The organism is Hydrogenophaga sp. SL48 (genome assembly GCF_021729865.1).
Taxonomy (GTDB): Bacteria; Pseudomonadota; Gammaproteobacteria; order Burkholderiales; family Burkholderiaceae_C; genus Hydrogenophaga.
On the sequence record NZ_CP063400.1, the window covers coordinates 3,791,633 to 3,817,703 of the forward strand.

Consider the following 26,071-nt stretch of genomic DNA (forward strand, 5'->3'; position numbering starts at 1 on the left):
GTGCTGTGAGGTGGATCAGGATGTGACGGGTCAGTCCCCGAACATCTTCTGCTTCAGCTCTCGCCGTTGTTGCGCTTCCAGCGACAGGCTGGCGGTGGGGCGGGCCATCAAACGGCCCACACCGATGGCTTCACCGGTTTCCTCGCAATAACCGTAGTCGCCCGAGTCGATGCGGGTGATCGCCTGCTCGATTTTCTTGAGCAGTTTGCGCTCGCGGTCGCGGGTGCGCAGCTCCAGGGCATGCTCTTCCTCAATGGTCGCACGGTCGGCCGGATCGGGCACCACGACGGTGTCTTCACGCAGGTGCTCGGTGGTTTCACCGGCATTGGCCAGCATGTCCTCCTTGAGCAGCGTGAGCTTGCGACGGAAGAATGCGAGCTGGACGTCGTTCATGTACTCGGTGTCGGGCATCGCTTGCACGTCCTGGTCGCTGAGTTGTTCGACGGACATGGACTTCCAGTTGTTCGCCCGCTTGGGGTCTTTCTGGATGGAAGAGGGCACGGGAGGTGTCATTACGCGTTCATTCGAGGTGAAAAATGTCGCTTTCGCGGCATCGGGGGCATGGGTCGGAACCACCGCCGCCTGGGTCATTTGCTCCATCATGACCTTCTTGGCCGCTCGCTTGCCCAGAGGACGGGGCGTCGGCTCGACAACGATGGGGGCTGGTTTGGGAACAGCCGCAGGCTTGGTCACTCCCGACGGGGAGGCCGGCTTGCCGGACTTGACCGCAGGCAGCGGCGTCGGCTTGGGCTTGACCACCACGGGGGGTTTGGTAGCCGATTTTGCAGCGGATTTGGCCGGCGGTGCAGATGCTCGCGGGGCGGCTTTGGCCGGCGCCTTCTGGGCCAACGCCTTCACGGCCGGTTTGGATGCCGCCTTGACCACGGGGGCCTTGGCCACTGGGGCGGGCACGGGCTTTTTCACCGGCACGGCCTTCTTCGCTGGAACGGACTTCCCGACAACGGCCTTGGGCGCGGGCTTTGCCGCGGCCTTGACCGGCGATGGGGTGGCTGCCGCGACCGGTGAGTTCCGCACTTTGCCGGCGCCGGGCGCGGGCTTTTTGTTCTTTGCGGTGGGGGTGGCCGGGGCTTTCACAAGGGGTCTCCTCTCAGTGCCTGACGATGCCTGTTCCTGGGGCGGTGCGCTGCTTCGGGCAAGCTCCCGAGGCGCGTCACGAAGCTCGGTCGAGACCGGCTGGTCTGTTGTTATACCCCGTTTGCGGACCGCACCGGCTCCCCGCTTCACATGCACACGGGCAACAGGCCCGACCGGATCACCGGCACCCGACTTGGGGGGCGATTGTAACGACGCGCGCGGAGCCTTCACCGACTGGGGGTCGGATTGAAAGCCGAGGCGTTGGAGAAGCGAGACAAAGAACACAGCCGGACCTGTTTCTGATGTGAAGGAGCCGGCCCGGGGACTCAGACCAGCGACTGGTCAAGCCCCTGGACCAGGATGTCCTTGGGCAGATCCAGACCGATGAACACCATCTTGCTCACGCGCGGCTCGCCTTCAGCCCAGGCGGGACCGAGGTCGCTGCCCATGAGCTGGTGCACGCCCTGGAAGATGACCTTGCGGTCGGTGCCTTGCATGTCGAGCACGCCTTTGTACCGAAGCATGCGCGGACCGTAGACCTGCACGATGGCGCCCAGGAAGTCTTCCAGCTTGGCCGGGTTGAACGGCCGGGTGGCGCGGTAGACGAAGCTCTTCACATCGTCGTCGTGGTGATGGTGGTGGCCGTGGCCTTCGTGACCGTGCTGGTGAGAAGGGTGGTTACAGGTTTCGCCAGGGGCGTGGTCGTGGTGCTCGTGACCATGATCGTGGTGATCGTGGTCGTCATCGACCTTGAGAAAGTCCGGGTCGATGTCGAGCTTGGCGTTCAGGTTGAAGCCGCGCAGGTCGAACACCTCGCTCAGCGCCACCTCGCCGAAATGCACCGGGCGCATGGGCGCACGCGGGTTCATGTGCTTCAGGCGGTGGGTGAGCGCGTCCAGCTCGTCCTGGTCCACCAGATCGGCCTTGCTGATGAAGATCTGGTCGGCAAAGCCCACCTGGCGGCGGGCTTCCTGGCGGTCGTTGAGCTGCTGGGCGGCGTGTTTGGCGTCCACCAGGGTCAGGATGGAGTCCAGCAGGTACTGCTCGGCGACCTCGTCGTCCATGAAGAAGGTCTGGGCCACGGGGCCGGGATCGGCCAGGCCGGTGGTCTCGATCACCACGCGCTCGAAATCGAGCTCGCCCTTGCGCTTCTTTTCGGCGAGATCCTGCAGCGTGGCGCGCAGGTCGTCGCGGATGGTGCAGCAGATGCAGCCGTTGCTCATCTGGATGATGTTTTCCTGCGTGTCGGCGACGAGGATTTCGTTGTCGATGTTTTCTTCACCGAACTCGTTCTCGATCACCGCGATCTTCTGGCCGTGGGCCTCGGTCAGCACGCGCTTGAGCAGCGTGGTTTTGCCCGACCCGAGGAAGCCGGTGAGGATGGTGGCGGGAATCAGTGACATGGCAGGAAAAGCTCCAGCAAAAAGCGGTCGGGAACGGTACAGCGGGGGCAGTGTATGCGACGCGTAGGCAGTGCCACCGGATTACGCCTTTTTCATCACCACCAATCCCTTGAGGTATTCGCCTTCGGGGAAGTTGATGGTCATCGGGTGGTCGCAGGCGCCGCCCAGGCGCTGCAGGATCGCACCGTCCACGCCCGCGTCCAGCCCAGCCGAGGCCACGATCTTGTGGAACAGCTCCACGCCGATGCCGCCGGAGCAGCTGAAGGTGAACAGCACGCCGCCCGGGGTGAGCAGCTTGAAGGCCTGGCGGTTCAAATCTTTGTACGCCCGGGCGGCACGCTCGGCGTGGGCCGCCGTGGGCGCGAACTTGGGCGGATCGAGCACGATGGCGTCAAACGTGCGGCCTTCGGCCACAAACTGACGCAGCGAGGTGTTGACGTCCGCGTCCATGAAGCTGGCCTGCGCCGGGTCCAGGCCGTTGAGCAGCAGGTTGGCGCGTGCCTGCTCCAGCGCCAGACCCGACGAGTCGATGCTGGTCACGTGCTCCGCCCCACCCGCCAGCGCGGCCACGCTGAAGCCGCCGGTGTAGCTGAAGCAGTTGAGCACCTGGGCAAAACCCAGGCGCTTCGTGTACTGGTACAGGGCCAGGCGGCTGTCGCGCTGATCCAGGTAATAGCCGGTCTTGTGCCCCTGGGCGATGTCCAGGCCCAGGCGCCAGCCGTGCTCCAGCAGCTCGAACGCGGTGTCGCCATTGCCCCGCAACCAGCCGGTGACCTCGGGCAGGCCGTCGAGCTTGCGGCTGCTGGTGTCGGAGCGTTCGTACAGGCGCGGGCAGCCGGTGAGCTCGATCAGCGCGTCGGCAATCGGCGCCTTCCAGCGCTCCACGCCGCAGGCGGTGAATTGCGCCACCAGGGTGTCGCCGTAGCGGTCCACGATCAAGCCCGGCAGGCCGTCGGACTCGCCATGCACCAGGCGGATGCCGTTGCTATCGATGCCCAGACGCGAGCGCAACGCGATGGCGCGGGCCAGCGTGTCGCGGAAAAAGGCTGCGTCGATGCGCTGGGCCTCGTCGAAACTCCAGGCCCGCACGCGGATGCGAGAGGCCGGAGAGAACGCGCCCCAGGCCAGGAACTGGCCCTCATGGCTCTCCACGCGCACGGTCTCACCCGCATCACCGCCGCCCCGGGCCACGGCCCCGTCGAATACCCAGGGGTGGCGGCGTTGCAGCGAGCGTTCTTTGCCCGGCTTGAGTCGAATGATTTTCATCTGGCCTATTGTCCCCCCCGCGCCGCCTGCGGCGTCACCCCCCAGGGGGCGGCACTGGCCGTCCGGCAAAGCCGGCCCGGCGGTGCCCTGGGTTCAACTGCCCCTCGTCCGCCCCATCAACTCGCCGACGCGAAGTGCATGGCGCCAGAATGCGGCGGAACCGGCTCTGCCGGGCCGCTCGCATTGCCCCCTTGAGGGGGTGACGCCGAAGGCGGCGCGGGGGTGTTCCTGTTCAAGGCCGCAGGTACACAAACCCCTCGCGTGCCTGCAACCGGGCCACCTCGGCCACACCCGATGGCACGATCTTGGCTTCCATCGCGACCTTGCTGGCGTCGATCTTGCGCGACACCAGGGTGTTGTTGCAGACCCGGAACTCCACACCCTTGGCCGCGAGTTCGCCAATGGCACCCGCAAAGGGCTGCTCCATCTGGTTGGTGGCGCCATCCAGCAGGAAGTCGATGCCCAGACCATGGGTCACGACCACGATCTTGGCTTTGGGGTCGGCCGCCAGGTGGTTGCGGATGTTGTTGATGGCGCGCGAGGCCTGGGGAATGCCTTCGCTCATGTGATAGACCGTCTTGATCGCGTCGTCGGCCGCCTGCGCCGACAGCGAGGTGGACAGCAGCGCCGCGAGCAGCAAGGACTTAAGCGCAATGAGGAACCTGAACATGGAGCTCTCCAAAAAATAGAAGTGGTTGCTTATAGAACGATTGTCAAGCCTGGGCTGGCGAATCCTACAGGGATAACCCGGCCCCGCTCGACCGCCGAGACCCCGTGCATCCGCCCAGTCAACCCTTGGGCTTGGGCACCACGGGCACCGCCACTGGGGGCGGGCTGACCATGCCCTCGTCGCCCGCGCCCCTGCCACGGGCCAGCGCCCGCGGGTGCGCCGCGTCGTACACCTTGGCCAGGTGCTGGAAATCCAGCCGCGTGTAGACCTGCGTGGTGCTGATGCTCGCGTGGCCCAGCAGCTCCTGAACCGCGCGCAGGTCACCGCTGGACTGCAGCACATGGCTGGCGAACGAGTGGCGCAGCATGTGGGGGTGCACGGGTGTGGCCAGCCCGGCGAGTTGCGAACGGCGCTTCAGTCGCACGCGGATGTGCTGCGGCGTGAGGCGCTGGCCGCGGCTGCCGATGAACAGCGCCGGATCGTCCTTGGCCCACGCCGCGCGCTGCACCAGCCAGCGCTCCAGAGCCGCCAGCGCCGCCCGCCCCACCGGCACGCTGCGGCGCTTGGACCCTTTGCCCAGCACATGGGCTTCACCGGCGTCGGCGTCGATCCAGCCGCGCGCAGTCACACCTGCCCGCACGTCCAGCCCCACCAGTTCGCCGATGCGCAGGCCGCAGCCGTAGAGCAACTCGGTGATGCAGGCGTCGCGGGCCTCCAGCGCGGGGTGGTCGGCCTCTTCCACATGGGACGCGAGCTGCACCGACTCGTCCACCCCCAGCGCCTTGGGCAGGGGCTTGCCCGCCTTGGGCGCGCGCACGTCCTGCACCGGGTTGTGGTCGATCAGGCCCTGGCGACCGAGCCAGACATAGAAACCGCGCCAGCCCGACAGGATCAGCGCGATGCCGCGCGCGCTGCGCCCGGCGCTGTGCATCTGGGCCACCCAGCGGCGGATGTGGGCGCTGTGCACCTCGCGCAACGCCAGCGCGGCCTGCGACGCGTGTTGCGACAGGCGCTGCAGGTCCAGGGTGTAGAGCTCGACCGTGCGGGTCGCCAGGCGCTTCTCCACCCGCACATGGGCCAGATAGGCCTGCACCAGCGCGGCATCGTCCACGCTGGCCGCTGCTTTCATGCCGGCGAACGGCCTGCCGCCGGGCCGCCCCAAGGCAGGCCAGCCCCCTCGGGGGGCAGCGCCGTACACGAAGTGACCAGCGTGGGGGTCATGGTCTCAGGCGCGAGAGCGCCGCGCTGGTGAGTTCACCCATGCGCTCCAGGAAGTCGGTGCCCATGTCGGCCGCGAAGCGCTGGGCCTCGGGCGAGCCCAGCACCAGCAGGCCGAACGCCGGTGAGCCCGCAGCGGTCCGCAGCGGGATCAGCGCCATCGAGGCCACCGCCTTCGGATCGTCCAGCCAGCCGGCGGCCTCCAGCCCCGGGTTGCTGCCGCAGTAGGGACGGCTGAGCGAGCTGGAAAACGCCTTCACGTCTTCGCTGGCCCCTTGGGCACAGGCGAGGGTCATGAACGCGGGCGCCACGTCCCAGACCTTGATCGCGACCTGCGGCACCAGAAACTGGGTGGCGATCTCCCGGGCGGCGACCTCTGGCAGATCACGGGCTTCGCGGGTCCGCAGCAGTTCGCGGGTCCAGCGCTGCAGGCGGTCGGCGATGGCGGAGTTGTCCTGACCGTGGCGGATCATGTCGGCCGCCTTGAGCTCCAGCCCCTTGATCTTGTCGCGCAGCAACTCGGCCTGCCGTTCCTGCAGGCTCACGGCGCGTTGACCGTGCGGGCTGCTGAGCTGGACCGAGGCCAGCACGCTGGCGTGCCGATCAAAGAAGTCCGGCGTGTTGGCCAGGTAGTTGGCGATGTCGTCTTCGGTGATGGGGGGGATGAAGGGATCGGTCATGGTCGGGTGAGCATATAGGAGGCTGTCATCAAACCAATTCGGGCACGTCGATCTCGCCCTCGAAGACGGTGGTGGCGGGGCCGGTCATGAACACCGGCGCGTCGTGCGCGGGCGTGTCCTGCCATTGAATGGTGAGCACGCCACCGTGGGTGTGCACATCGACCGTCGAATCCAGCAGGCCCAGGCGGATGCCGGCCACGACGGCCGCGCAGGCGCCGGTGCCGCAGGCCAGCGTTTCGCCGGCGCCGCGTTCGTAGACGCGCAGGCGCACCTGGCCGCGGTTCACGACCTGCAGAAAACCGGCGTTCACGCGCGCCGGGAAACGCGGGTGCCATTCGATCTGCGGGCCTTGGAGCAGGACCGGGGCGGTGTCCACGTTGTCCACCAGCTGCACCGCGTGCGGGTTGCCCATGGACAGCACACACACCAGCGCCTCGCCGCCGTCCGGCAAGGACAGCGGCCAGCGCTCGACGTTGCCCATCGTGTTTGAGACCAGCCCGCTCGCGTCGAAGGGCACACGCTCCAGCGCGAACACGGGTGCGCCCATGTCCACGGTCACGCGACCGTCGTGATTCAGCGCCAGGCTGATCTCGCCCTGCTTCACCTTCACCCGCACCGGGTTGACGGTGGTCAGGCCCTTGTCGTGCACATAACGAACGAAGCAGCGCGCCCCGTTGCCGCAGTGTTCCACCTCGCCGCCGTCGGCGTTGTGGATCACGTATTCAAAGTCAAGACCCGGGCCGGGCGAGGGCCGCACGCTCAGGATCTGGTCGGCCCCGACACCGAAGTGGCGGTCGGCCAGCCAGCGGTACTGCGCGTGGGTCAGACCCAGGCGCCCGCGCGTCTCGTCGAGCACGACAAAATCGTTGCCCGCGCCCTGCATTTTGGTGAACCGGATGTGCATCGCCGGATTATCCGTCCAGAGCGGTGCGCACCGTCAGCACGCAGCGCCGCCGCGTGGTGCGCTTCACACCGGTGCGCGCGCACCGCAACCGCCCTTCGCCCTTTGCTCAGGCCCCTTTGCGCACAACACTTGTGCCACTTTGTATGCAATCCGGTGCATATTGCATACAAAATGGCTGGCACGGTTGATGCTGAGCTGGAGGCATGGACGACCCCACACCCACACCCGCCGCCATCGAACTCATCGCGCTGACCAAACGCTACGCCCAGGGCAGCGTGGCGGTGGACAGCATCAATCTGCGCATCGCCAGCGGCAGCTACTGCTGCCTGCTCGGCCCGTCGGGCTGCGGCAAGAGCACCACGCTGCGCATGATCGCGGGCCACGAGAGCACCACCAGCGGCGACATCCTGCTGGACAACCGCAACATCACCATCCTGCCGGCCGCCGCGCGCGGCACGGCCATGATGTTCCAGAGCTTTGCGCTGTTCCCGCACCTCACCGCGCTGGACAACGTGGCCTTCAGCCTGAAGATGAAAGGCGTGGACAGGGCCACCCGCCAGCGGCAGGCACAGGACCTGCTGGAGCGCGTGGCCATGGGGCACCTCGCGCAGCGCAAGCCGGGCGAACTCTCGGGCGGCCAGCAGCAGCGCGTGGCGCTGGCGCGGGCCCTCATCACCCAGCCGCGCGTGCTGCTGCTCGACGAACCGCTGTCCGCGCTCGACCCCTTCCTTCGCATCCAGATGCGCGCCGAGCTGCGCCACTGGCAGCGTGAACTCGGCCTGACCTTCATCCACGTCACGCACTCGCAGGAAGAGGCGATGGCCCTGGCCGACACGATGGTGGTGATGAACCACGGCCGCATCGAGCAGGTGGGCGCGCCGCGCGAGGTCTACAACCGGCCGGCCAGCGAATTCGTCGCGCGTTTCATGGGCGGCCACAACGTGCTCAACACCACCGGCGGCAAGCTCGCCGTGCGCAACGACCACATCCGCCTCGCACCCACCACCAGCACCGGCTGGCCTGCCACCGTGAGCGACGTGGAGTACCAGGGCACCTACGTGCTGCTGGGCCTGCAACTCGACGGCGAGGCGAGCACCGTCCCGGTCTCGGTGATGTTGCCCGAGGCCGTGTTCGTGCAGCAGCCCTACCGCCCAGGCGATCGCGTGGACCTGAGCTGGGACCCGGCCCTGGCCCACGCACTCGCCGCCTGATCGCTCCCGCTTTCTTCCCTCTTCCCCCAACCCAGGAGTTCTCCCATGTCCGACACGTTTGATTCCAAGCCCGCCGACACCACCGCCGGCCTCTCGCGCCGCAGCCTGCTGCAGGGCACCGCCGGCATGGCCGGCATCCTGGCCAGCGGCATGTCGCCGGCCATCGGCCAGGAAAAGATCACCCTGCGCTACCTGGGCACCGCAGTGAACCAGGACAAGGCCATCGGTGACAAGTTCGAAAAAGACACCGGCATCAAGATCCAGTACGTGGCCGTGACCACCGACGACGTGACCAAGCGCGCCGTCACCGCACCCAACAGCTTCGACCTGATCGACACCGAGTACTTCTCGCTCAAGAAGATCGTGCCCACCGGCAACCTCAAGGGCATCGACGTCAAGAAGATCAAGAACGCCGACAAGATCACGCCGCTGTTCACCACCGGCACCGTGGCCGGCAAGGCCGTGGGCGACCAGGGCACCGCGCCCAAGAAGGTGATCTACCTCGAAGGCGAAAAGAGCAAGGTCTTCGCCAAGAGCCCGACGCAGTTCATGTCGCTGATCCCGACGGTCTACAACGCCGACACGCTGGGCATCCGCCCCGACCTGATCAAGCGCCCCATCAATTCGTGGGCCGAGTTGCTGAACCCCGAATTCAAGGGCAAGACCGCGATCCTGAACATCCCGTCCATCGGCATCATGGACGCGGCCATGGTCGTGGAAGCCATGGGCCTCTACAAGTACCCCGACAAGGGCAACATGACCAAGGCCGAGATCGACCTCACGATCAAGACCCTGATCGAAGCCAAGAAGGCCGGCCAGTTCCGCGCGCTGTGGAAAGACTTCAACGAGTCGGTCAACCTGATGGCCTCGGGCGAAGTGGTGATCCAGTCGATGTGGAGCCCGGCCGTGACCGCCGTGCGCACCAAGGGCATCGCCTGCAACTTCCAGCCGCTGAAAGAGGGGTATCGCGCCTGGGCCGCCGGCTTCGGCCTGCCCGCCACGCTGAGCGGCCGCAAGCTCGACGGTGCCTACGAGTTCATCAACTGGTTCCTCGACGGCTGGGCCGGCGCCTACCTGAACCGCCAAGGCTACTACAGCGCCGTGCTCGACACCGCCAAGTCCAAGATGGAAGCCTACGAGTGGGCCTACTGGATGGAAGGCAAACCCGCCACGCAAGACATCAAGAGCCCGAATGGCGACGTGCTGGCCAAGGCCGGCCAGGTGCGCGACGGCGGCAGCTACGAAGCGCGCATGGGCGGCATCGCTTGCTGGAACGCGGTGATGGATGAGAACGAGTACATGGTGAGGAAATGGAATGAATTCGTCGCGGCCTGAAGGCGGCCCCCCCCCGCGCCGCCTGCGGCGTCACCCCCCGGAGGGGGGCGCCACTGGCGGCCCGGCAAAGCCGGTTCCGCGGTGGCCTGGAGGGGGCTTCGCTGCGCTCGTCGCGGGCGCGCCCCCTTCATGTGGCTTCTGTTTCTTTTCTGATTGACCTTCCATGAGCAGCACATCCACCGCCACCGCCGGTCCTGTCGCCGACAGCCCGAACCGCACGCTGCACGCCTGGTGGCAGGCGGCGCCGTTCACGCTGGTGTTTGTGCTGTTCTTCCTCATTCCGCTGGCGCTGATCGTGATGGTCAGCTTCTGGGATTTCAACGAGTACGAGCTGCTGCCGGCGTTCACGCTGCGCAACTACTTCGCCATTTTTGAAGGCTGCTCGACGCTCACCGAACACGGTGATTTCTGCGTCTCGCTCTCCACCTATCTGTCCACGCTGAAGTTCAGCCTGCTGGTGTGGCTGATCACCCTGGTGCTGGGTTTTGCGGTGGCGTACTTCCTCGCCTTTCACGTTCGTTCCTCGGGCATGCAGACAGCGCTCTTCATCCTGTGCACCGTGCCGTTCTGGACCTCCAACGTCATCCGCATGATCTCGTGGGTGCCGCTGCTGGGACGCAACGGTCTGGTGAACCAGTCGCTGCAAGGCATCGGGCTGATCGATCAGCCCATCGAGTGGTTGCTGTTCTCCGACTTCTCGGTGGTGCTGGCCTTCGTGCACCTCTACACCATGTTCATGATCGTGCCCATCTTCAACAGCATGATGCGCATCGACCGCAGCCTGCTCGAAGCCGCGAACGATGCGGGCGCCAGCGGCTGGCAGACGCTGTGGAACGTGATCGTGCCGCTGTGCAAGACCGGCATCATCATCGGTTCGATCTTCGTCATCACCATCGTCATGGGCGACTTCGTGACCATCGGCGTCATGGGCGGTCAGCAGATCGCCTCAGTGGGCAAGATCATCCAGGTGCAGACCAGCTACCTGCAGTTCCCGCTCGCCGCCGCCAACGCCGTGATCCTGCTCGCGGTGGTGCTCATGATCATCTGGGGCCTCACGCGCCTCGTGGACATCAGGAAGGAACTGTGATGAGCACACACCCCGTAGAGAGCCAGGGTTCCAGACCGGAAACACCGCGGAACCGGCTTCGCCGGGCCGCTGGTGTTGCCCCCCTGGGGGGGAAGGCGGCGCAGCCGCTTTCGGGGGGGACTCCTGGATTTTGGTCCCTGGCCGCCGTCTTCGCGCTCTTCGTGCTGTTCATGTACGGCCCGATGTTCGTCATCTTCGTGCTGAGCTTCCAGGGTCCCGAGGGTGGCCTCACCTTCCCGATGCGGGGAGCTTCGCTGCACTGGTTCCGCCAGCTGGCCGAGGGCTTGGGCACGGTGGACATCGGCGCGGCCTTCCTGCGCTCGCTCATGCTCGGTGGCGTGGTGATGCTGTTCACCGTGTTGCTCTCGGTGCTGGCGGGTCTGGCGTTCCGCAAGAAGCTCAGCGGCGGCAACGCGCTGTTCTACGTCACCGTGGCCAGCCTGATCATGCCGTCCATCATCGTGTCGCTGGGCATCGGCCTGCAGTTCCGCCTGCTGGATGGCGGCCTCAAGTGGCTGCTGGAAGCGGTGGGCGCGACCACGACGCTGGAGGAATACGGCACCGCGCTGGGCCTGTTCACCTCGGCCCTGGGCGCGCACCTCACCTGGACCCTGCCCTTTGGCCTGCTGATCATGTTCGCCGTGTTCAACCGCTTCAACCCGGCGTATGAGGAAGCCGCACGCGACCTGGGCGCCACGCCCTGGCAGACCTTCCGCCACGTGGTGCTGCCACTCATCGGGCCTTCGGTGGTGGGCATCGGCATGTTCGGCTTCACGCTCAGCTGGGACGAAATCGCCCGCACCTCGCAGGCCATCGGCGACGTCAACACGCTGCCGCTGGAGCTGCAAGGCCTCACCTCGACCGTCACCACGCCGGCCATCTACGCGCTCGGCACGGTGACCACCGTGGTGTCGTTCGCGGTGATCGGCGTCACGGTCGGTCTGGCCATGCTTTTGGGTCGGCAGAAAAAAGGACGCGTCGGATGAACGCCACCCGCGTCCGCAAGCCCGCCGACGAGGGTCCGGGTCCGCTGACGGACAACGACATCTACGAGCGCATGGTCTCGGCCATTCTCGACCACCAGCTCCCGCCCGGCACCAAGCTGGTCGAAGACCGGCTGGCCGAGGCGTTTGGTGTCTCGCGCACGCGCATTCGGCCGGTGCTGGTGCGGCTGGCGAACGAACAGGTGGTCACGCTGACGCCCAACCGGGGCGCGTCCATCGCCCAGCCCACCGAGCAGGAAGCGCGCGAGGTGTTCGAGGTGCGGCGCCTGATCGAGCCGACCCTGGTCGAGCGCTTCGTGGCGGTGGCCACGGCCGCCCACCTCCAGACCCTCACCCGCTGCATCCGCGACGAAGAGGCCGCGCGCGCCGCCGGCGACATGCGCCGCGCGATCCGCCTCTCGGGCGACTTCCACCTGCACATCGCCGACCACGCCGGGCACGGCACGCTGGGCCGCATCCTGCGCGAGCTGGTCTCGCGCACCTCGCTGATCCTCATGACCTACAGCGCGCCGCACAGCCAGGCGCGCGACGACGCCACCGCCTGCGGCTGCCAGGAGCACCGCGCCCTGCTCGCCGCGCTCAAGCTGCGCGATGCGCGCGAGGCGGCGCGCCTGATGCGCGAGCACCTGGAGCGGCTGGAGTCGCAGCTGAGTTTTTCACCCACGCCCGATGCAGCGCCTGACCTGCTGCAGCTGTTCGGTTGAGCATGAAGCGCTTGCTGGTCATCAACCCCAACACCTCGGAGCGCGTGAGCGCGCTGCTGCAGACCCACGTGCAGGCTGCCGCCGGGCTGCACGTGGCGGTGCGCACCGTCACCGCGCGCTTCGGCGCGCCCTACATCGCCGACGAAGCGAGCTACGCCGTGGCCGGCCACGCCGCGCTCGACGCCTGGGCCGCCGCGCTGGCCGGCCCCGACCCCGCGCCCGACGCGGTGCTGATCGGCTGCTTCGGCGACCCCGGCCTGATGGCGCTGCGCGAGTCCAGCCCGGCGCCGGTCACCGGCCTGGCCGAGGCCGCCTTCATCGAGGCCGCGCGCCACGGCCGCTACGCCATCGTCACCGGCGGCGAGCGCTGGGGCCCGATGCTGCAGCGCCTGGCGCAGGCGCTCGGCCAGGCGCAGCAGCTCGCCGGCATCCACACCGTGGTGCCCACCGGCGCCCAGCTCGCCGCCGACCCAGCCGCCGCCCACCGCCTGCTCGCGCAGGCCTGCCGCGACGCCGCACACCAGCTCGGCGTGCAGGCCGTGATCCTCGGCGGCGCGGGCCTGGCCGGCATGGCCGCCGCCATCCAGGGCGATGTGCCCGTGCCGGTGATCGACAGCGTCACCGCCGGAACTCATTGGGCGCTGCGCACGCCGCCGCTGCCACCGGCGCGCAGCACCCCGGGCTTCGACATTGCCTGGCAAGGTTTGTCGACTGAGATGACCGCACTGGCGCCGACCTCGGCAACCTGATCCGGCACCGTGAAGGCGACAGCCGGGATGCTTGGGCTGTCGCACAATGTCCGGATGGTCCGACTCACCCAACTGCTCCACCCCGCCCGCACGCCCGCCGCCGTGCGCCCCGCCGCCACCGTGCTGCTGCTGCGCGACAGCGCCGACGGCGTCGAAGTGCTCATGACCCGCCGCTCCATGACGGCGAGCTTCGCGCCAGGTGCCTATGTGTTCCCGGGCGGCGGTATCGACGCCGCCGACGCGCTGGCCCACGGCCAGTCCACCCGCCGCGTCACGCAGAGCGACCTGCACCTGACGCAGGCCATCGCCGCCATCCGCGAGAGCTTCGAAGAGCTGGGCATCCTGCTGGCGCGCCGCGCCGACGGCACCCACCTGGGCACCACCGACATCGCCTCGCTCGACCGCCAGACCCCGTTCAACGCACAGTGCACCGCTCAGGGCCTGACGCTGTCCGGAGCCGAGGTCTTCGTGCTCGCGCACTGGATCACCGACCGCGACCTGCCGCGCCGTTTCGACGTGCCCTTTCTGGTGGCGCGCATGCCCGAGGGCCAGGAGCCGGTGGCCGACGAATCCGAGCAGTTCGAACCGGTCTGGGTGCGCCCGGCCGACGCGCTGGCGCGCCACGCGGCGGGCGATTTCTTCATCATCTTCCCGACCATCCGCACGCTGGAGCGGCTGCAAGCGTTTGCCACCGTGTATGCGTTGTTACAGGCCTGTGCGGTCAATGATGAACCCCTGTTCACCAGCTGCCCGCGTGCCGGGCTGCTGAACGGCCACGAATCGCGCCACATGGAGCACGAGCCGCCCTTCGGTGAACTCGCCCTGGTCTGCCCGGGGGGCCAGATCGTTCACGAGCTGGCCTGGCAGACCGAACGGCCGGTGCCGCTGCTGAAGAACGTGATGCGCCTGACCGCGCCCAACCCCGGCTTCATGACCGGCCCGGGCACCAACAGCTACCTGGTGGGCGACCCGGTGAGCGGTCACATCGCCATCGACCCCGGCCCGGACGATCCGGGACACATCGAGCGGCTGTGGCGCGCCGCGGGCGGCGACATCCGTTGCATTGTCTGCACCCATTCGCACCCCGACCACTCGCCCGGCGCAGCGCGGCTGCAGGCCCTGTGCACCCACAAACCGCCCATCCTCGGCCTGCCCAGCGCGCCCACTTCGCGCGAGAACAGCCGCTTCACGCCCGAGCGTGCGCTGGCCGACGGTGAACGCCTGGTGCTGCAAGGCGCAGATGGAATCACACACACCCTGCAGGTGGTGCACACCCCCGGCCACGCGGCCAACCACCTGTGCCTGCTGCTCGAAGAAGACGGCCTGCTGTTCAGTGGCGACCACATCCTCAACGGCAGCACCACGGTGATCGACCCGCCCGACGGCCACATGGGCGACTACCTCGATTCGCTCGACAAGCTCGACCGCCTGTGCGCGCAGCACGGCGTGGACTTCATCCTGCCGGCCCACGGCTACGTGCTGGGCGACCTGCAACGCACACCGGACAACCCGAGCGCCCCCGAACACGGCGGTGCCCGCGGGGCCATCGCCCACCTGAAGGCCCACCGCCTGGCGCGCGAGGCCAAGGTGGCGCGCGCCATGCAGGCGCGGCCCGAGGGCACGGTGGACGACTGGGTGAAGCTCGCCTATGACGACGTGCCCGAGCGCCTGTGGCCTGTGGCCAAACGCTCGATGCAGGCACACGTCGAGCGCATCCAGAGCCTGGGCGGCTTCAACCTCTGAATGCCCACGGCAGGACGCATGCGCTTCGCACTGGTCTCCGACATCCACGGCAACCTGTCCGCGCTGCAGGCCGTCGCGCGCGACATCGCCCACCGCGGCATTCAGCAGGTCGTCAACCTGGGGGACACGCTGAGCGGCCCCTTGATGCCACTGGACACCGCGCAATGGCTGCGCCAGCAAGCCTGGTTGCACGTGGCCGGCAACCACGAACGCCAGGTGCTGAGCTGGCCGCTGGAGCGGCAAATCGCGTCCGACGCGTTCACCATCGGTCAACTCGACGGCCCGTCCAGGGACTGGCTTCAGAGCCACACCAACCCCTGCGACCCACGCCTGCACCGCGGCGAGATGTGGCCCGAGCGCCTGGGCGCCGACGTGGCCCTGTGCCACGGAAGCCCGCGCAGCGACATCGAGTACCTGCTGGAGACGCCGGTGGGCGAGACCGCGCGGCTGGCCACCGCGGCGGAAATCGACGAACGCCTGGATGGGCGCCTTCCCCCGCACATCCGCCTGCTGGCCTGCGGACACTCCCATGTCCCACGGTCCGTGCGCACCACCAGCGGCCTGCTGATCGTCAACCCGGGCAGCGTGGGCCAGCCCGCCTACGACGACGACCACCCCTACCCGCACTCAAGTTACCACCGCATCGAAACCGGCAGCCCCGATGCCCGCTACGCCGTGGTGGAACAACGGGGCGGCCGGTGGGCCTGCGAGCTGGTCAGCGTGGCCTACGACTTTGAACCCATGGCTTCGCTGGCCGATCAGCGCGGCCGTCCCGACTGGTCCCACGCCCTGCGCACGGGTTACATGCCCAGACCCTGAGTCAAACCGTTCAACGACGACGCCCCATGCAAAACACCAGTTGGTACTCGCGCTTCGCCAAGGCCGCCTCGCATTTCTGCGGACGGCCGCGTGTGTTCACGTTGGCGGTGGCGGTGATCGCCGTGTGGCTGGTGACCGGGCCGCTGTTTCACTTCAGCGACACCTGGCAGCTCGTCATCAACACAGGCACCACCATCGTCACCTTCCTGATGGTGTTCCTGATCCAGAACACGCAAAACCGCGACACCGAAGCCATTCAGGTGAAGCTGGACGAACTCATCCGCGCCACCAAAGGCGCGCACAACGCCCTGCTGGACCTGGAAGAACTTGAAGAAGACAACCTGGACGCGTTCCGCGCCAGGTACCAGGCCCTGGCCGCGGCCGCCCGCGCCCAGCTGGATCAGGGATTCAAGGACACCGACACGCCGGACGCGTGAGGGAAGGAAGGCAGCGGCGGGCGGTTCTATGACCTGACCTGCTCGTGGCAACCGCACGAGCACCGGGCCAACTGCTCGCGGTCCCGCAGGGTGATGCCGCGCTCACCGCGTGAAATCGCCCCCTCTGCGACCCATTGATCGGTGGCCTGGGCCACGGCACTGGGCTCTGCCCCCAGCCAGACGCTCAGGACGTCGGGTTCGATGTGCAGGGTGGTGTCGGGCACACGCTCAAAAGCATCCTGCAGCCAGCGCCCCATGCGCTGGTAGGGCGTGAGCCCCGGAAGCAGGTCGACCACGCCACAGGCGACAGACCCGGCCGACACCCCCGGTAAAACGGCGCGGGCCACGTACACAGCAGCGCTGCGGGCGCCGGTCCGCCACAGAGACATGGCCCGACGACACCTGTCGACATCTGGTCTTTCAACCATGAACGGGCGCTGGATTGAACTTGTTGCACAACGGCCTGGTGGCGCAACGGCCACCCGCCGATCAGGCACTGCTCCTGCGTCGATGCGAGCCGGTGGAGCTCAAGGCAGGCGAGGTCCTTTCTGCACCGGGTGCGGCCAGCGGGCATGTCCACTTCCTGCTGAGCGGCGCCAGCGTGGCGATGGTGGTGCGCCACGGCGGGGGCGGGGGACTGGCGGTCGGGCTCACGGGCCGGGAAGGTGCCGTGGGCCTGCAGTTCGCGCTGGGTCTGGGCGCGGGCCATTTCACCTGGCTGGTTCAAAGCAGCGGCGCGGCGTTGCAGCGCCTGTCGAACCGGCGCCTGGGCATGTTGCGGACCTTCGCGGGTGACCTCTGGGGGGTTTCGCAGGAGGTGGCCGAACTGGCCGCGTCGGCCCAGGTGCAGGACATCCAGGCGCGGCTGGCCCGCTGGATCCTGCTCAGCCAGGCGCGGACGCACCAGACCGAACTGCACCTCACGCACGTGCACCTCGCCGACATGCTGGGCGTGCGCCGCGCGGGCATCACGCAGGCGGCGAACAACCTGAAAGACCTGGGCCTGGTGGACTACCGCCGCGGGCGCATCCAGATCCTGAACCTGGCAGGCCTGGCCGCCGTGGCGCACGCCCCGCAGGGCGCACCGGAAGGGCGGGATAGGGACAAAAAATAAGTGTGAAGCGCGCCGATACGCCGGATTTTGTGCGTCCCGAACCCCCTTGCGGGGGCCCTGAACGTGACCGTCATTCCTCTGGGCCGGGGGTCACCCACCCGGCTCGGTGCTACCTACCCGCCAGCACGCCTCGCGGAACCACGGGGATCCACAACACGGCGAACCGTGTCGCCTCAGGCTGGCCTATTTGGTATTGCTGCGCGCAGAGATTGCCCGTTTCACCCGAACTGAATCGGCTCGTCTCTGTTGCTCTGATCCTCACCTTAGGGCCCTCCAGGTTGCCCTGACTGGCTTGTCGGTGGAGAGGTGTTACCTCCTGCGCTGTCCTGTGCAGTCCGGACGTTCCTCCAGTGCTCCCTTTCGGGTCCTCTTTCGAGGGTGCACCAGCGACGGCCTGGCGCGCTTCACCCGGCAATTATCGCCTGCCCGGACCCTGCGTCAGACCAGGCGCTCGATCTTCTTGAAGCGCCACACCAGCTGGTGGTAGCCGGTCTGCAGCGCCAGCATGGCCGCGTAGGTGACCGGGAAGGCCATCCACACGCCTTCCAGCCCGAAGCGCTGGTTCAGCCCGTAGGCCACCGGCAGCTGCACCACCAGGATGCAGGCGATGGAGATCGCCACCGGCACCAGCACCACACCGCTGGCGCGCATGATGCCGCCCACCACCGACTGGAAGCCGAACAGCAGCATGCTCCACAACATGATGTGCAGCAGGTGCTCGGCCTGCGCCAGCACCTCGGGCTGCGTGAGGAACAGGCCGAGCATCCCGTGCGACAGCGCGTAGCCCAGCAGCACCAGCGAGCCGGTCACGCCCACGTTCATCCACAGCCCTGTGCGCAGGATCGCGCCCAGGCGTTCCACCCGGCCCGCGCCGATGGCCTGCGCGCCGAGGATGGACGCGGTGATGGCGATGGACAGCGCGGGGAACTGCACGTAGTTGACGATCTGCGTGACCGCGCCGTAGGCCGCCGTGGCCTGCGAGCCGTGGCCGTTGACCAGCGACAGGATCACCAGCTCCGAGATCGAGATCACCACCATCTGCAGCCCGGTGGGCAGGCCGATGCGCATCACCTGGGCCAGGATCTTGCCGTCCAGCCGCAGGGACTTGAGCAGCGCCCGGTCTGGCGCGAGCACGCTGGCCTTGCGCCGCAGGCGCCAGACCAGGAAGCCCAGCGACGCCGCCTGGGACACAAAGCCGGCCAGCGCCGCGCTCTGGATGCCCATGGGCGGCAGCCCCAGCCAGCCTTTGATCAAGGCCGGCGTCAGCACCAGCCCCAGGCCGGTGGACAGCAGCAGGGCCAGCAGCGGTGTCACGGTGTCGCTCACGCCGCGCAGCAGCTGCGTGTAGAGGATCACCAGCAGCAGCAGCGGCATAAGCAACATCATCATCCGCGCGTAGGCGGTGGCGTCGTCGAGCACGTCGGCCGGTGTGCCCAGCGCTTGCAGCCCCTCGCGGGCGAACACGCTGCCCAGCAGTGCGGCCACCACGCCGATCAGGGCGCCCAGCGCCAGCGCCGAGCCCGCGATGGCCTTGACCTTCTCGGGTTCGCGCGCGCCCCAGGCCTGGCCGATCAGCACCGAGGCGCCCGCGCCCAGGCCGATCACCAGCGAGATGAAGAAAAAGAACACCGGGAACATGCCCGACACCGCCGCCAGCGCGTGGGTGCCGAGCATCTGGCCGATGAAGATGCCGTTGAGCGTGCCCGACAGGCTTTGCAGGAAATTGGACAGCACCATGGGCGCGAGAAACACCAGGTAGATGCGCCAGAGGGCCTGGGGTGGGCCGGAGGGTTGGGGTGGCATGGTTCGGAACGCTGAAAAAATGGGATGGGAGAAAGGGCGGCGCTCAGGCGGCGCTGGAGGCCACGATCGGGGTGGTGGGAAAGGCGTCGCGCGCCAGCCAGGCAAGGTGGTCCTTCACGTCGGCAGGCCAGTGCGCCGTGCGGTGGGCGAAGGCCGCGCCGTCCTGCGCGAACAGCGCGCGCGAGGCCTCTTCGAAGCCGGGCAGACCGCCGCCGATGGCGCTCATGAAGCGGTAAACCCGCTCCTTGGCCAGGCGTTGCGCGTCCTGGTCGCCCTGGCTGCGCCGGGCCTCATCCACCAGCCGGCGCAGCGCCGCGGAGGCGCCACCGCGCTGTTGTGCGAGCCACTCCCAGTGGCGCGGCAGCAGCGTGACCTCGCGCGCCACCACGCCCAGGCGCGGACGGCCCACGCCGGGCGCCGCGGCCTCCGGAGGCGAGTCGGTCGGTGACTCGGCGGGCTGGGCCGGCGCGTGACCCGGCGGCCAGGGGTGGTCCACGAGGGCGCCGCTGGTGTCGTCGAACACCAGCAGGCCGCCCGCGCTCAGGTCCAGCGCGCGCAGCGCCGTGTCCACCTCGGCGTAGGGGCCGTGGGCGACGCGGCGATGGCCGAGAAAAGCGGTGCAGGTGCACACAGTGACGTGGTTCATGCGGTCAATTCTACACGGGTTTTATTATTTTACCCGGGTTTATTTGAATCCACCCACCCGAGACCCCGCGCACACCAGCCGGCCCGCGGCTTTGACGACAATAGGCCCCCCCCTGCTTGATAAACACAAGCCCTCCTGACCATGATCCGACTCTCCGAACTCAAGCTCCCGCTGGCCGACGTCCCGGCCGAACACCGCCGCGCGTCCGACGCCCCCACCGAAACCGACGCGGACCGCACGCCGCCGCCGCACCCGGTGGACGCGCTCACCCGCCTCGCCGCGCAGGCGCTGGGCATCGCGCCCGAGGGCATCGCCCACCTGCACGTCTTCAAGCGCAGCTTCGACGCGCGCAAGGCCGACCTGCTGGCGGTGTACATCGTCGACGTGACCCTGGCCGACCCGGCGCTGGAGCCCGGCCTGCTGGCGCAGCACGACAAAAGCCCGCACATCCAGCCCACGCCCGACATGGCCTGGCATCCGCCGGGCCACGCGCCGGCCGGCTGGCCGGCGAGCGAGGCACAGCGTCCGGTGGTGATCGGCCTCGGGCCTTGCGGCCTGTTCACCGCGCTGGCGCTGGCGCAGATGGGCCTGAAACCCATCGTGCTCGAGCGCGGCAAGCCGGTGCGCGAGCGCACCAAGGACACCTGGGGCCTGTGGCGCAAGAAGGTGCTCAACCCACAGAGCAATGTGCAGTACGGCGAAGGCGGCGCCGGCCTGTTTTCCGACGGCAAGCTCTACAGCCAGATCAAGGACCCGCGTTTCCTCGGCCGCAAGGTGATGAACGAGTTCGTGGACGCGGGCGCGCCGCCCGAGATCCTGTACCAGGCGCACCCGCACATCGGCACCTTCAAGCTGGTCAAGGTGGTCGAGGCCATGCGCGAGAAGATCATCGCGCTGGGCGGCGAGATCCGCTTCCAGCAGCAGGTGGTGGGCCTCACGCTGGCGCCGGCGGGCGAGGGCCAGCAGCAGCTCACCGGCCTGCGCGTGCTGCACCTGGACAGCGGCGTCACCACCGTGCTGCCCGCGCAACGCGCCGTGCTGGCGCTCGGCCACAGCTCGCGCGACACCTTCGCCTTGCTGCACGATGCCGGCGTGTTCCTCGAAGCCAAACCGTTTTCGGTGGGTTTCCGCATCGAGCACCCGCAGAGCGTGATCGACCGCGCGCGCTGGGGCCGCCACGCCGGCCACCCGCTGCTGGGCGCGGCCGACTACAAGCTGGTGCACCACGCGAAAAACGGCCGCGCGGTCTACAGCTTCTGCATGTGCCCGGGTGGCACCGTGGTGGCTGCCACCAGCGAGCCGGGCCGCGTGGTCACCAACGGCATGAGCCAGTACTCGCGCAACGAGCGCAACGCCAACGCCGGCATGGTGGTCGGCATCGACGTCGCAGACTTCCCGCAGAGCTTTCCGCAAGACACGCCGCTGTGGACCGCCGCCTTCGGCGAGACGGACGGCGCGCGCTACGCCACGCAGGCCGAGGCCATGGCCGCGCAGGGCCAGACGCACCCGCTCGCCGGCATCGTGCTGCAGCGCCAGCTCGAAGCCCGGGCCTTTGAACTCGGCGGTGGCACCTACGAAGCCCCCGGCCAGCTGGTGGGCGACTTCGTGGCACAGACACCGTCCACCGCGCTGGGCGCGGTGGAGCCCTCGTACAAGCCGGGGGTGAAGCTCGGCGACCTGTCGCCCGCCCTGCCAGCCTACGCCATCGAGGCCATGCGCGAAGCCATTCCCGTGTTCGGCCGCAAGATCAAGGGCTACGACATGGCCGACGCGGTGCTCACCGGCGTGGAAACCCGCACCTCGGCGCCACTGCGCATCACGCGCGGCGACGACCTGCAGAGCCTGAACACGCGCGGCCTGTACCCGGCCGGCGAAGGCGCGGGCTACGCGGGCGGCATCCTTTCGGCCGGGGTGGACGGCCTCAAGGTGGCCGAGGCGCTCGCCAAAGACCTGCTGGGCCAGCCGGTCGCGGGCTGAAGACACGGGGTGTTACACCTGCCTCCGCAGCTTTACACAGGGTGCGGGCCGGCTTGACACAGCCCCCGCACGATGGAGGCTCCCATCCACCGAGGAGCTTTCCATGAAATTCCCTGACCGTTCCCTCCTGATGCCCGTCCTCACCGGCGTGATCGCCCTGGCCGCCGCTTCCACCGCCCAGGCGCAGGACGAACGTGGCCGCGTGCTCAGCACCACCCCGATCATTCAGCAGGTCGCCGTGCCGCGCGAGGTCTGCCAGAACGTGACCGTGCGCGAACCCGCCCACCGGTCGGGTGCCGGCGCCCTGCTCGGCGCCGTGGCCGGCGGCGCCGCGGGCAACGCGATTGGCGGCGGCTCGGGCCGCGCGGCCGCCACCGCCCTGGGCATCTTCGGCGGCGCCATCCTGGGCAACCACATCGAAGGCCGTGGCGAATCCCACACCCGCACCGTGCAGGAATGCACCACGCAGAACACCTATGAGAACCGCACCGTGGCCTACAACGTGGTCTACGAATACGCCGGCCGCCAGTACAGCATGCAGACGGCCCAGGCCCCCGGCCGCTACGTGCCCCTGAGCGTGCAGCCGGTGGGCGTGGCCCCGGTGCAGCCAGCCCAGGGCTACTACCAGCCACAGCCCGAACCAGAGATCGTGCGCATCGGCGGCCAGCGGCCGGGCGGGTACTACCGCGACAACGACCGCCGATATCAGGATGATGGTCGCCGGTACCGCGATGACGGCCAGTGGGACCGCAACTGGAGATAACCCCCTCCCCCCGCGCCGCCTGCGGCGTCACCCCCCAGGGGGCAACGCGAGCGGCCCGGCAAAGCCGGTTCCGCCGCGTTCTGGGTGAAAACCCCTCGCGCCGGAACCCGATGCAGAAATGAAAAGAGCGACCCGTGGGTCGCTCTTTTCATTGGGTGATCTCACCGGAGCACGTGCCTCCGGCCCAGGATGCGGTGGAACCGGCTTCGCCGGGCCACTCGCATCGCCCCCTTGGGGGGTGACGCCGTCAGGCGGCGCGGGGGGTCACAATTTCTGGAGGGCCGCTATGCGGTCCTCCATCGGCGGGTGCGTCGAGAACAGCTTGCCCAGGCCGCCAGCGATGCCCATGGCCTGCATGGTCTTGGGCAGTTCGCCGGGGGTGAGGCCACCCAGGCGGGCCAGCGCGTTGATCATGGGCTGCTTGCGGCCCATGAAGTTGGCGGCGCCGGCATCGGCGCGGAATTCGCGCTGGCGGCTGAACCAGGCCACGATGATGGCGGCGACGAAACCGAGCAGGATGTCCAGCACGATGGTGGTGACCATGTAGCCGATGCCGGGGCCGGAGTTGCTGTCGCTGCCACGGCGCAGGAAGCTGTCCACGGCGTAGCCGATCACGCGGCTCAGGAACACGACGAAGGTGTTCATCACGCCCTGGATCAGCGTCATGGTGACCATGTCGCCGTTGGCCACGTGGGCCACCTCGTGGCCGATCACGGCCTCAACCTCTTCCCGCGTCATGCTCTGCAACAGGCCGGTGGACACCGCCACCAGGGCCGAGTTCTTGAAGGCGCCGGTGGCGAACGCGTTGGGTGCGCCGTCGTAGATCGCCACTTCGGGCATGCCGATGCCGGCCTTGTCGGCGAACTTCTGCACCGTCTGCACGATCCAGGCTTCGTCGGCGTTGCGCGGCTGGGTGATCACCTGCGCGCCGGTGCTGGCCTTGGCCATGGTCTTGCTCATGAGCAGCGAGATGATCGCGCCGCCAAAGCCCATCACCAGCGAGAAGCCGGCGAGCGCGGTCATGTTCAGCCCGTTGGCCGTGAGGTAACGGTCCACGCCGAGCAGGCGCGTGGTGACCATCAGCACCGCCATCACGGCGAAGTTGGTCAGGACAAACAGGAAGATGCGTTTCATGGGGGCTCCGTGGAAAGAAACAACGGACGGATCATAGTGGGGGCGGCCTTCCGCGAATTCAAGCGGGGGCCTTGTATCGCGCTCAGACTTGCGGCAACAGGTAGCGCCGCTCCCAGGCGCTGATTTCACTCAGGTAATGGTCGTGCTCCAGCGCCTTCACCGCCAGGTAACCGCGCACAAAGCGCTCACCCAGCAGGCGCGGCGCGTGGTCGCTCGCTGCCATTTGTGCATGGGCGGCGCCAAAAGTTCGCGGCAGGCCGCGCGCCTGGTGATACCCGTTGCCCGCCACGGGCTCCATGGGTTGCAGGCGCTCCTGCATGCCCGCCAGCCCGGCGGCCAGCGTCGCGGCCATGGCGAGGTAGGGGTTGGCATCGGCGCCGGCCAGGCGGTTCTCCACCCGGCGTGCCACGGGCGCGCTCACCGGCACACGCAGGCCGGCGGTGCGGTTGTCGTGGCCCCATTGCACGTTGGTGGGCGCCTGGCTGCCGGCCACGTAGCGGCGGTAGCTGTTCACCGTAGGCGCGTAGACCAACATCAGGTCCGGCGTGTAGGCCTGCAGACCGCCGATGAAGTGGAAAAAGGACCCGCTGGCCGAGCCTTCGGGCTGGCTGAACACGTTGCGCCCCTGCGCGTCGACCACGCTCTGGTGCAGGTGCATGGAACTGCCGGCCTGGCCCGCGATGGGCTTGGCCATGAAGACGGCGTTCAGCCCGTACTGCAGCGCGATTTCCCGCGCCGCCGTCTTGAACAAAAACGCCTGGTCGGCCACCGCCACCGGGTCGCCGTGTTGCAGGTTGATCTCGTACTGGTTCTCGCCCACCTCGTGCAGCCAGGTGTCGGCCCGAATGCCCAGGCCGTCGATGGCGGCGTGGAAGGCGTCCCAGAACGGCGCCAGCTCGTTGAGTGCGTTCAGGCTGAAGGCCGACTGGCCCACCTCGGGCCGACCGCCCTTGCCCAGCGGCGAGGCCAGCGGCAACGCCGGGTCGCTCATGGCGGCGGTCAGGTAGAACTCGATCTCGGGCGCCACCACCGGCGTGAGGCCCGCAGCGGCGTAACGCGCGACCACGTTCTTCAGCACCGAGCGCGGCGCGAACTCGCACAGGCTGCCGTCCATTTCATGGGCGTCGTGCACCGCCAGGTAACGCGGCACGCTGGCCCAGGGCGAGCGCTTGAGCGTGGCCAGGTCGGGCACCAGGCGCACGTCCGGGTCGCTGTCCGGAAAAACCGGGTCATCGCTGTATTCGCCGGTCACGCACTGCATGGGAATCGCCTGACAGATGCGCAGCTCGCTGCCGGCCGCGAAACTGGCCGCGGGCATGAGCTTGCCGCGCGGGTAGCCGGTGACGTCGGCGAACAGGCACTCGACGTCGCGCACGCCGGTCTCGCGAAAGTGCGCGGCGAGGGTGGCGCGGTCGGCGTCCGTTGACAGGTTGAGGTGGGCCCACGAGGGCACAGAAGACGTTGAGGTCAATGTCATGGGTTGTCCAGCAAAACAATCGGGAGCGCCGTCGGCCGACGGCGCGGCGCGCCTCAGGCGGGCACGCGCCTGGGGCGGAACACCCCGGCATCTTCATAGTAAGCGGGGTCTTCATTGGCGAGGCACCAGCCCGGCACACCGAGCACCGGCAGCGGCGTGAAGGGTTTGGCGCCCAGCTCGGCCGCCGTCAGGCGAGCGGCCAGCCAGGCGTCCCACGCCGCCAGGTCGTCGCCCAGGGCCAGTGGCACCGGCTCGCGGTAGACATGGCCGGTGATGGACTTGTAGGGCGCGACCAGCTTCTCCAGCAAGGCGTGGCCAAACAGCACCAGCCGCGCCTGTGCCCACAGGGGCCGCAGCTCCACGAAAAGGCGCGGCCACTCGCGCGCGATCAGCGCGTCCCAGAGCGCGTCCGGGGCCTGCAGCAGCACGGCGTTTTCATCGAACAGCGTGATCGCGTCGCGCACCGGCCCCCGCACCTGGCCCACGCCGGCCTGCTGGATCTCGGCCGCCTGCAACCGGTTGAGCAGGCGCTTGGTGGCGGGGAAACGTTGCCAGCACAGGCCGTTGAAGAAGTCGTGCAGGCCTTCGCGCGTGGGCACGCTGCCGGTGTCGAAGATGAACCGCTCGTAGGCCATGCCCTCGGGCAACTCGGTCTGTGGGACGAAGCGCGGGCCGGCGGCGCCCACGCGCTGCGTCAGCGCCTGCGGCAGCGGCACGCCTTGTTCGCAGGCGCTGCGCACCGCCTCGCCCGCTTCGGCGAACGGCGCGTTCCAGGGCTGAGCCCAGTCGGGCGCCGGCCAGGTCTGCTCCGTCTTGCCCACCGCACACATGC

25 protein-coding genes and 1 other RNA gene are annotated in these 26,071 nt (G+C 68.3%); 12 read left to right on the forward strand and 14 right to left on the reverse strand.

Annotated elements, in window-relative coordinates:
- Positions 1-30: 30 nt before the first annotated feature.
- From dksA to dapF, 7 genes are all read right to left on the reverse strand, one after another.
- Positions 31-1,095: an RNA polymerase-binding protein DksA gene (gene dksA, locus IM738_RS17945; protein ID WP_236962412.1), complete on the reverse strand. Its 1,065-nt coding sequence runs from the start codon at positions 1,093-1,095 to the stop codon at positions 31-33.
- A 326-nt stretch (positions 1,096-1,421) separates the two neighbouring features.
- The gene (locus tag IM738_RS17950) at positions 1,422-2,498 is read right to left on the reverse strand and encodes a CobW family GTP-binding protein (RefSeq protein ID WP_236962413.1); all 1,077 of its coding nucleotides are present in this window, start codon (positions 2,496-2,498) and stop codon (positions 1,422-1,424) included.
- Positions 2,499-2,579: 81 nt separating this feature from the next.
- Entirely contained in the window at positions 2,580-3,764 is a 1,185-nt protein-coding gene (locus tag IM738_RS17955) for a class I SAM-dependent rRNA methyltransferase (protein WP_236962414.1), read from the reverse strand.
- 232 nt (positions 3,765-3,996) lie between these two features.
- On the reverse strand, positions 3,997-4,434 hold the full coding sequence (locus IM738_RS17960; RefSeq protein ID WP_236962415.1) for a DsrE family protein: 438 nt from the start codon (positions 4,432-4,434) through the stop codon (positions 3,997-3,999).
- Positions 4,435-4,552: 118 nt separating this feature from the next.
- Positions 4,553-5,563 (reverse strand): tyrosine recombinase XerC, encoded by a 1,011-nt coding sequence (locus IM738_RS17965; RefSeq protein ID WP_236962416.1) that lies wholly within the window; start codon positions 5,561-5,563, stop codon positions 4,553-4,555.
- An 88-nt stretch (positions 5,564-5,651) separates the two neighbouring features.
- On the reverse strand, positions 5,652-6,332 hold the full coding sequence (locus IM738_RS17970) for a DUF484 family protein (RefSeq protein WP_236962417.1): 681 nt from the start codon (positions 6,330-6,332) through the stop codon (positions 5,652-5,654).
- A gap of 28 nt (positions 6,333-6,360) precedes the next feature.
- The gene (gene dapF / locus IM738_RS17975; protein WP_236962418.1) at positions 6,361-7,236 is read right to left on the reverse strand and encodes a diaminopimelate epimerase; all 876 of its coding nucleotides are present in this window, start codon (positions 7,234-7,236) and stop codon (positions 6,361-6,363) included.
- 203 nt (positions 7,237-7,439) lie between these two features.
- Between dapF and IM738_RS17980 the strand changes: the two genes are divergently transcribed.
- The 9 genes from IM738_RS17980 (at position 7,440) to IM738_RS18020 (ending at position 16,325) form a co-directional block, all read left to right on the forward strand.
- Positions 7,440-8,447 carry an ABC transporter ATP-binding protein gene (locus tag IM738_RS17980; protein ID WP_236962419.1) on the forward strand — a complete coding sequence of 336 codons (1,008 nt, stop codon included), beginning with the start codon at positions 7,440-7,442 and terminating at the stop codon, positions 8,445-8,447.
- A gap of 45 nt (positions 8,448-8,492) precedes the next feature.
- Positions 8,493-9,782 carry an ABC transporter substrate-binding protein gene (locus IM738_RS17985; RefSeq protein ID WP_236962420.1) on the forward strand — a complete coding sequence of 430 codons (1,290 nt, stop codon included), beginning with the start codon at positions 8,493-8,495 and terminating at the stop codon, positions 9,780-9,782.
- A 163-nt stretch (positions 9,783-9,945) separates the two neighbouring features.
- Positions 9,946-10,869 carry an ABC transporter permease gene (locus IM738_RS17990; RefSeq protein WP_236962421.1) on the forward strand — a complete coding sequence of 308 codons (924 nt, stop codon included), beginning with the start codon at positions 9,946-9,948 and terminating at the stop codon, positions 10,867-10,869.
- Between the two features lie 170 nt (positions 10,870-11,039).
- Positions 11,040-11,855 carry an ABC transporter permease gene (locus IM738_RS17995; protein WP_236962422.1) on the forward strand — a complete coding sequence of 272 codons (816 nt, stop codon included), beginning with the start codon at positions 11,040-11,042 and terminating at the stop codon, positions 11,853-11,855.
- The gene (locus IM738_RS18000; RefSeq protein WP_236962423.1) at positions 11,852-12,577 is read left to right on the forward strand and encodes a GntR family transcriptional regulator; all 726 of its coding nucleotides are present in this window, start codon (positions 11,852-11,854) and stop codon (positions 12,575-12,577) included. The genes IM738_RS17995 and IM738_RS18000 overlap by 4 nt, the downstream gene beginning before the upstream one ends.
- A 2-nt stretch (positions 12,578-12,579) precedes the next feature.
- Positions 12,580-13,326 (forward strand): aspartate/glutamate racemase family protein, encoded by a 747-nt coding sequence (locus IM738_RS18005; protein ID WP_236962424.1) that lies wholly within the window; start codon positions 12,580-12,582, stop codon positions 13,324-13,326.
- A gap of 54 nt (positions 13,327-13,380) precedes the next feature.
- A complete protein-coding gene (locus tag IM738_RS18010) occupies positions 13,381-15,069 on the forward strand; it encodes an MBL fold metallo-hydrolase (protein WP_236962425.1) in 1,689 nt (562 codons plus the stop codon).
- Positions 15,070-15,888, forward strand: coding sequence for a metallophosphoesterase family protein (locus IM738_RS18015; RefSeq protein ID WP_336886527.1), 819 nt, complete (start codon positions 15,070-15,072; stop codon positions 15,886-15,888).
- Positions 15,889-15,914: 26 nt separating this feature from the next.
- Entirely contained in the window at positions 15,915-16,325 is a 411-nt protein-coding gene (locus IM738_RS18020; protein ID WP_236962426.1) for a low affinity iron permease family protein, read from the forward strand.
- A gap of 26 nt (positions 16,326-16,351) precedes the next feature.
- Here IM738_RS18020 and IM738_RS18025 read toward each other — a convergent pair whose 3' ends face one another.
- On the reverse strand, positions 16,352-16,714 hold the full coding sequence (locus tag IM738_RS18025; protein WP_236962427.1) for a helix-turn-helix domain-containing protein: 363 nt from the start codon (positions 16,712-16,714) through the stop codon (positions 16,352-16,354).
- Positions 16,715-16,767: 53 nt separating this feature from the next.
- Here IM738_RS18025 and IM738_RS18030 point away from each other — a divergent pair, with 53 nt between their 5' ends.
- Entirely contained in the window at positions 16,768-17,439 is a 672-nt protein-coding gene (locus tag IM738_RS18030) for a Crp/Fnr family transcriptional regulator (RefSeq protein WP_236962428.1), read from the forward strand.
- Here the strand turns inward: IM738_RS18030 and rnpB are convergent.
- The 3 genes from rnpB to IM738_RS18045 all read right to left on the reverse strand — a co-directional run bounded on the left by rnpB (position 17,440) and on the right by IM738_RS18045 (position 19,888).
- An RNA gene (rnpB, locus tag IM738_RS18035) (RNase P RNA component class A) lies at positions 17,440-17,845 on the reverse strand. It lies immediately after the preceding gene.
- Positions 17,846-17,877: 32 nt separating this feature from the next.
- Positions 17,878-19,242: an MATE family efflux transporter gene (locus tag IM738_RS18040; protein ID WP_236962429.1), complete on the reverse strand. Its 1,365-nt coding sequence runs from the start codon at positions 19,240-19,242 to the stop codon at positions 17,878-17,880.
- 43 nt (positions 19,243-19,285) lie between these two features.
- The gene (locus IM738_RS18045) at positions 19,286-19,888 is read right to left on the reverse strand and encodes a DUF2239 family protein (RefSeq protein ID WP_236962430.1); all 603 of its coding nucleotides are present in this window, start codon (positions 19,886-19,888) and stop codon (positions 19,286-19,288) included.
- A gap of 141 nt (positions 19,889-20,029) precedes the next feature.
- Here IM738_RS18045 and IM738_RS18050 point away from each other — a divergent pair, with 141 nt between their 5' ends.
- On the forward strand, positions 20,030-21,865 hold the full coding sequence (locus tag IM738_RS18050; protein WP_236962431.1) for an NAD(P)/FAD-dependent oxidoreductase: 1,836 nt from the start codon (positions 20,030-20,032) through the stop codon (positions 21,863-21,865).
- A gap of 103 nt (positions 21,866-21,968) precedes the next feature.
- Entirely contained in the window at positions 21,969-22,628 is a 660-nt protein-coding gene (locus tag IM738_RS18055; protein WP_236962432.1) for a glycine zipper 2TM domain-containing protein, read from the forward strand.
- 264 nt (positions 22,629-22,892) lie between these two features.
- On the opposite strand, the gene htpX is transcribed toward IM738_RS18055, so the two are convergent.
- The 3 genes from htpX to IM738_RS18070 form a co-directional block, all read right to left on the reverse strand.
- A complete protein-coding gene (gene htpX, locus IM738_RS18060) occupies positions 22,893-23,762 on the reverse strand; it encodes a protease HtpX (RefSeq protein WP_236962433.1) in 870 nt (289 codons plus the stop codon).
- Between the two features lie 82 nt (positions 23,763-23,844).
- Entirely contained in the window at positions 23,845-25,239 is a 1,395-nt protein-coding gene (locus tag IM738_RS18065; protein ID WP_236962434.1) for a glutamine synthetase family protein, read from the reverse strand.
- A gap of 53 nt (positions 25,240-25,292) precedes the next feature.
- Positions 25,293-26,069 (reverse strand): DUF3025 domain-containing protein, encoded by a 777-nt coding sequence (locus IM738_RS18070; RefSeq protein ID WP_236962435.1) that lies wholly within the window; start codon positions 26,067-26,069, stop codon positions 25,293-25,295.
- Positions 26,070-26,071: the final 2 nt, after the last annotated feature.